The 5,661-nt window shown below is 71.1% G+C and carries 4 protein-coding genes and 1 pseudogene; 1 reads left to right on the top strand and 4 read right to left on the bottom strand.

The genetic code is table 11. The annotated features are described in order from the left end of the window. Positions 1-259 (bottom strand): annotated as a pseudogene (locus I73_RS29530) (propionyl-CoA--succinate CoA transferase); the annotation flags it as partial. Between the two features lie 236 nt (positions 260-495). Here I73_RS29530 and I73_RS20735 point away from each other — a divergent pair. Continuing rightward, entirely contained in the window at positions 496-1,296 is an 801-nt protein-coding gene (locus I73_RS20735; protein WP_083876955.1) for a Crp/Fnr family transcriptional regulator, read from the top strand. Positions 1,297-1,402: 106 nt separating this feature from the next. Here I73_RS20735 and I73_RS20730 read toward each other — a convergent pair whose 3' ends face one another. The 3 genes from I73_RS20730 to xdhB all read right to left on the bottom strand — a co-directional run bounded on the left by I73_RS20730 (position 1,403) and on the right by xdhB (position 5,481). Further along, positions 1,403-2,185, bottom strand: a complete 783-nt coding sequence (locus I73_RS20730; protein WP_022982371.1) for a sulfite exporter TauE/SafE family protein — start codon at positions 2,183-2,185, stop codon at positions 1,403-1,405. Positions 2,186-2,253: 68 nt separating this feature from the next. Further along, entirely contained in the window at positions 2,254-3,081 is an 828-nt protein-coding gene (gene xdhC / locus I73_RS20725; protein ID WP_022982370.1) for a xanthine dehydrogenase accessory protein XdhC, read from the bottom strand. A 30-nt stretch (positions 3,082-3,111) separates the two neighbouring features. After that, positions 3,112-5,481: a xanthine dehydrogenase molybdopterin binding subunit gene (xdhB, locus tag I73_RS20720; protein ID WP_022982369.1), complete on the bottom strand. Its 2,370-nt coding sequence runs from the start codon at positions 5,479-5,481 to the stop codon at positions 3,112-3,114. Positions 5,482-5,661 lie beyond the last annotated feature (180 nt).

Here is a 5,661-nt window from a genome sequence, read left to right as displayed (position 1 = left end):
CGTTGGCCCGGGCCAGTGCACCGTCCAGCTCGGGGGCGGTGGAGGCGCCCGTCCAGACGCCGACGCGGAATTCCTGACCGGCGGCGTGGGCGGCGTCGATGCGGCGGGCCAGTGCGGCCGGCACCACCTTGGGATAGCCCGCGCCGGTGAAGCCGCTCATGCCGACGTTGTCGCCGTGCCCGATGAGGGCGGCGGCCTCGTCGGCGGACATGATCTTGCTGCGCAGGGTGGGGTTCAGGATGCGGGAAGCGTCGGACATGGGGTGCTGCTCGGGGGCAAAGAACATGGGGGGGTATTCGCGAATTTCGCGAAGGCGAGATGATCGCTGCTACTTAGGCGAAACAACTTAAGGGTTTACCCTCTGGATCAAAACGCCTGAATCGACGCTGTGGAGCATTTCTCGGCGCTTGATCTGGCGCAACCCCCCTGGGAAGGGCGTGCGAGACAGTGACAGTCATTCGGAAAAGACCCACAGCCGCCCAGGGCGGAAAGAGAATGACCCCTCCCACGATCCTGACTCCCGAGCAGGGCCTTGCGCCCGAGCGAGCCGCGGCCGTGAGGCTGCGTCTTCCCGTGCGTCCCGCCGCGGCGGGACGCAACCTGCCCAAAGACGCGCTGCCCGATGCCGGCACCTGGGAGCGGCTGTTTGCCGCGCCTGTGCGTGCGGCCGAGAGCGCGGCCCTGGGTGCCATCACCCGTGTGCTGTCGTTCCAGCCGGGGGGGTTGGTCTTCGCCGCGGGCGAGGCGGCCCATGGCTTGCTGGCCATCGCTGAAGGGGATGTGGCGCTGGGCAGCCACGGGGCGGGGGGCAGTTTCCGCACCGAACGCCATCTGCACGCACCGGCCTGGCTGGATCTGAGTGCCGCCTGGCTGCAGGAGCCGCATGCCCTGGATGCGCGTGCGCTGAGCGCATCGCGGGTGCTGGAGCTGCCGCGGGACGCGCTGTGCGAGGTGGTGGACCGCCACCCCAGCCTGTGGCGTCCCCTGGTGACGCTGCTGGCCTGCGAGGTGCGCGGTCTGGCGCAGAACACCCATGAACTGATGCACAAGGATGCACCGGCCCGGTTGGCCGCCTGGCTGCTGCAGCAATGCGGGCCGGCGGGCGAAGAGGCCACCAGCGCCGTGGTGCAGCTGCCGGTGCGCAAGCGGGACATTGCCTCGCAACTGGCCATCACGCCCGAAACGCTGTCCCGGCTGATGCGCAGCTTCTCCAGCCGTGGCGTGATCAGCGTGGCGGGCTACACCGTCCAGGTCCTGGATCTGCCGGCCTTGCGGCGCATCGCGCTGGGCGATTGAGGGAGAGAAGCCGGGCTCGATCCCGGCAGGGGAGACGGTGAACGGGGGCTTCGGCCCCCGTTCTCATTCTTGCGGGGCTCTGCGAGGCCCCGCGCCCGCAAGCCGCTCAGAGTGACAGCATCTTGATCGAGACGGCGCCGAGCACCAAGGCGATCGCGTAGCGGATCAGCGTCATCGGAGCCCGGGTGCTGATCATCGAGCCCAGCAGGATGCCCGGAATGGACCCGGCCAGCAGGTTGAGCAGCAGGCTGTAGTTGACATTGCCCAGGCTCAGGTGGCCCAGGCCGGCGATCAGGGCCAGCGGAATGGCGTGGGCCAGATCGGTGCCCACCAGCTTGCTGGCGTTCAGGCGCAAGGGGTACAGGTACACCAGCATCACGGTGCCGAGGGCGCCGGCGCCGATGGAGGTCAGCGTGACCAGCACGCCCAGCAGGGCACCGGCCAGCACGGTCAGCACCGGCTGGGCCGCCTTGAACTTCTCGACATCGCCGACGCGCAGCTTGCGCCCCATGGCATGCAGCCAATCCTTGCCCAACATGCCCAGGGCGGTGATCATCAGCGCGATGCCCACGGCGGTGATGATGAAGCCGCTCTTGATCTGGTGGGTCTGGGTCAGGCTCATCCAGACCAGGGTCAGGGCGGCGGCCGGCAGGCTGCCCAGGGCCAGGCGCTTGACCACGCCCCAGTCCACGGTGCCATGGTTGTGGTGCACCACGGTGCCAAACATCTTGGTGATGGAGGCGTACAGCAGGTCGGTGCCCACGGCTGTCTGGGGCGAGACGCCGAACAGCAGCACCAGGATGGGCGTCATCAAGGCACCTCCGCCGACGCCGGTGATGCCGACGATGGTGCCGACGAGCAGGCCCGCGACCCCGGTGCTCCAGTCCATATGCAACCTTTTTATGTCTTAATTTGACTGGCGAGGATTGTTGCACCTCCGTCGGGGCTTGTCCTCCCCTATCCTGAAGTCCGCTGCAGCAGCTGGGCCGCCACCGAAAGAGCGATCACCGCGGGCTCTTTGCCGGTCAGGCCCGGCAGCCCGATCGGCGAGGTCAGGCGGGACAGGGTACCGGCCGGGATGCCCCGTTCGCGCAGCCGGTGCTCGAAGCGGGCACGCTTGGTGGCCGAGCCGATCAGGCCGCAGAAGCCGAAATCACCCCGCCGCAGGATGGCCTCGACGATGCGCAGGTCCAGGTCGTGGCGGTGGGTCAGCACGAGGTAGGCATCCCCGGGCCGGCCCAGGGCCACCTCGGCCTCGGGGCTGTCGCTGACCAGGCGTTCGATGTGGCTGGGGGAAGGTTCGGACGGAAATTCTTTATCGCGCTCGTCCACCCACAGCACCTCGCAGGGCAGGTCGGCCAGCAGGCGGACGATGGCCCGGCCCACGTGACCGGCGCCGTGCAGCTGCAGGCGCAGGCGCGGGGGCGGGTCGGCCCAGGCGTCGACGGCCGTGGCGTCCAGCGGCGAGAAACGCAGGGTCAGGGCACCGCCGCAGCACTGGCCCAGGCTGGGGCCCAGGGCCACGGGCCAGTCCAAGGGCCAACCGGCGGCTGGCGCGCCACCCTGGCTCAGCAGCGCCTGGGCCTGCTGCAGCACCTGCCACTCGAGGTGGCCGCCGCCGATGGTGCCGCGCACTCCCTCGGTCCCCACCAACATCCGGGTGCCCACGCCGCGGGGCACGGAACCCCGGGCCGACACCACCTCCACCAGCAGCGTGGGCTGGCCGCTGGCCAGGGCGGCGTGGGCCGTGGCGGCGTCCGGGTCGCGGGTGTCGTGCGCGTTCATGGGGTGCATCGGGGGAGAGGGCGAGCGGCCTCAGGGGGCTGGGCGCACCGCCTGGATGGCCGCGAGCATGGCCTCGGGCGTGGCCGGGGCGCGCAGCGGCGGCAGGCAGCCGGGTTGGCCGCAGGCGGCCACCGCATCGCGCAGGGCCAGAAAGACCGAGAAGCCCAGCAGCAGAGGCGGCTCGCCCACCGCCTTGCTGCGGTGGATGCTGTCGGCCACGTTGGCGTTCTCAAACAGCCGGGTGGTGAAGGCCTCCGGCACGTCGTTGGCGGTCGGGATCTTGTAGGTGGACGGTGCGTGGGTGAGCAACTTGCCGCTCTGCGGGTGCCACACCAGCTCTTCGCAGGTCAGCCAGCCCATGCCCTGCACGAAGCCGCCCTCCACCTGGCCGATGTCCAACGCCGGGTTGAGCGACTGGCCCACGTCGTGCAGCAGGTCGGCCTGCAGCAGCTTCCACTCGCCGGTCAGGGTGTCCAGCAGCACCTCGGACACGGCCGCGCCGTAGGCGAAGTAGAAGAAGGGCTTGCCGGTCAGCGTCTCGCGGTCCCAGTGCAGGCCGGGGGTGGCGTAATAGCCGTCCGACCACAGCTGCACCCGGGCCACGTAGGCCTGCTGCACCAGGTCGCCGAAGGCCATCTGCTGCCCCTCGGGGCCCTGCACCTGGCCGGCGGCAAAGCGCACGGTGTCGGGCTCCACGCCCCAGGCCTGGGCCGCCACGCCGGCCAGCCGGGCCCGCACCTGGCGGGCGGCGTCCTGGGCGGCCTTGCCGTTCAGGTCCGCGCCGGTGGAGGCGGCGGTGGCCGAGGTGTTGGCCACCTTGCTGGTGTCGGTGGCGCTCACCCGCACCTGGGCCAGCGCCAGGCCCAGCTCTTGGGCGACGACCTGGGCCACCTTGGTGTTCAGGCCCTGGCCCATCTCGGTGCCGCCGTGGTTCACCAGCACCGTGCCATCCAGGTAGACATGCACCAGGGCCCCGGCCTGGTTGTAGTGGTTGACGTTGAAGGAGATGCCGAACTTCACCGGCGTCAGCGCCAGGCCCTTCTTCAGCCAGGGGCTGCCGGCGTTGAAGGCCTGCACGGCGGCACGGCGTTCGGCGTAGCGGGCGTCCCGGGCCAGGGCCTGGGTCAGCGGGTCGATGATGTTGTCTTCGACCACCTGCAGGTATGGGGTGATGTGCTGCTGCCGGCCGTCCTCGGCCGTGCCGTACCAGTTGGCCTGGCGCACCGCGAAGGGGTCCTGGCCCAGGTGGCGGGCGATGTCGTCCAGGATCACCTCGATGGCCAGCGCGCCCTGCGGGCCGCCAAAGCCCCGGAAGGCGGTGTTGCTCTGGGTGTTGGTGCGTGGCAGGTGTCCGTGGATGGCCACGTCGGGCAGCCAGTAGGCGTTGTCGAAGTGGCAGATGGCGCGCGTGAGCACCGGCGGCGAGAGATCGGCCGAGTGGCCGGCCTGGCCCAGCATCGTCACTTCCACGCCCAGCACCCGGCCGGCCTCGTCGAAGCCGACGTCCCAGTCGAACTCGAAGCCGTGGCGCCGGCCGGTGATCAGGAAATCGTCGTCGCGGTCCAGCCGCAGCTTGACCGGCCGGTTGAGGCGGCGGGCGGCCAGGGCGGCCACGCAGGCGAACAGGGCCGACTGCGACTCCTTGCCACCGAAGCCGCCGCCCATGCGGCGGCATTCCACCTGCACCGCGTGGTTGCCCAGCTGCAGGGCGTGGGCGATCAGGGCCTGCATCTCGCTGGGGTGCTGGGTGCTGCAGTGCACCTTCAGGCCGCCGTCGTCCTGCGGCACGGCCAGGCTGATCTGGCCTTCCAGGTAGAACTGCTCCTGCCCGCCCAGGCTGAAACTGCCCTGCAGCCGATGCGGCGCACTGGCGATGGCGCCGGCCACGCCGCCCGGGTGGCTGCTGCGGCTCAGGTGCATCGACGGCACCACATGCTGGCCGGCGGCGTGGGCGGCCCGCAGGTCCAACTGGGCCGGCAGCGGGCTGAGCTGCAGCACGTCCTTGGCCAGGGCGGCGGCGCGGCGGGCCGCGTCCCGGGTGCGGGCGATCACCGCGAACACCGGCTGGCCCAGGTAGCTCACCGTGTCGCGGGCCAGGATGGGGTCGTCGTGCACGATGGGGCCGACGTTGTTCTCGCCCGGGATGTCGGCGGCGGTGAACACCGCCACCACGCCGGGCAGGGCGGTCAGCCGGGCCAGGTCCAGGCCCTCGATGCGGCCGTGCGCCAGCGGCGACAGGCCCAGGGCGGCGTGCAGGGTGCCCGCCGGTTCGGGCAGGTCGTCGGTGTAGGCGGCTCGGCCGGTCACATGCAGGCGGGCCGATTCGTGCGGCAGGGAGGCACCCACCACCGGGGTGGCGTCCGAGGTGGCGGGGGAGGGGGGCAGGTCCTTCAGGTCCATGGGGCGCTCCTTCAGGCCGGCGTGCGCAGGTCCACGCGCAGTTGTTCGAGGGGGACGGGGTTGTGCGGGCGGGTGCTCAGCCACAGCCGTTCCAGCAGGGCGGCGGCGGTGGCGCGCCNGTAGTCGGCGCTGGCCCGCAGGTCGGTCAGCGGGGTGTAGTCGCGGGGCAGGGCGGCCTGG

Source organism: Ideonella sp. B508-1, from assembly GCF_000333615.1.
Taxonomy (GTDB): Bacteria; Pseudomonadota; Gammaproteobacteria; order Burkholderiales; family Burkholderiaceae_C; genus Ideonella.
Note: the sequence above shows the minus strand (reverse complement) of the source record. Positions and strands in the feature narration are given on the sequence as shown.

Bases quoted from the DNA above. Each gene is read 5' to 3' on its own strand.
- I73_RS20735 (WP_083876955.1), top strand. From the start codon at position 496: ATGACCCCTCCCACGATCCTGACTCCCGAGCAGGGCCTTGCGCCCGAG.
- I73_RS20730 (WP_022982371.1), bottom strand. From the start codon at position 2,185: ATGGACTGGAGCACCGGGGTCGCGGGCCTGCTCGTCGGCACCATCGTC.
- xdhC (WP_022982370.1), bottom strand. From the start codon at position 3,081: ATGAACGCGCACGACACCCGCGACCCGGACGCCGCCACGGCCCACGCC.
- xdhB (WP_022982369.1), bottom strand. From the start codon at position 5,481: ATGGACCTGAAGGACCTGCCCCCCTCCCCCGCCACCTCGGACGCCACC.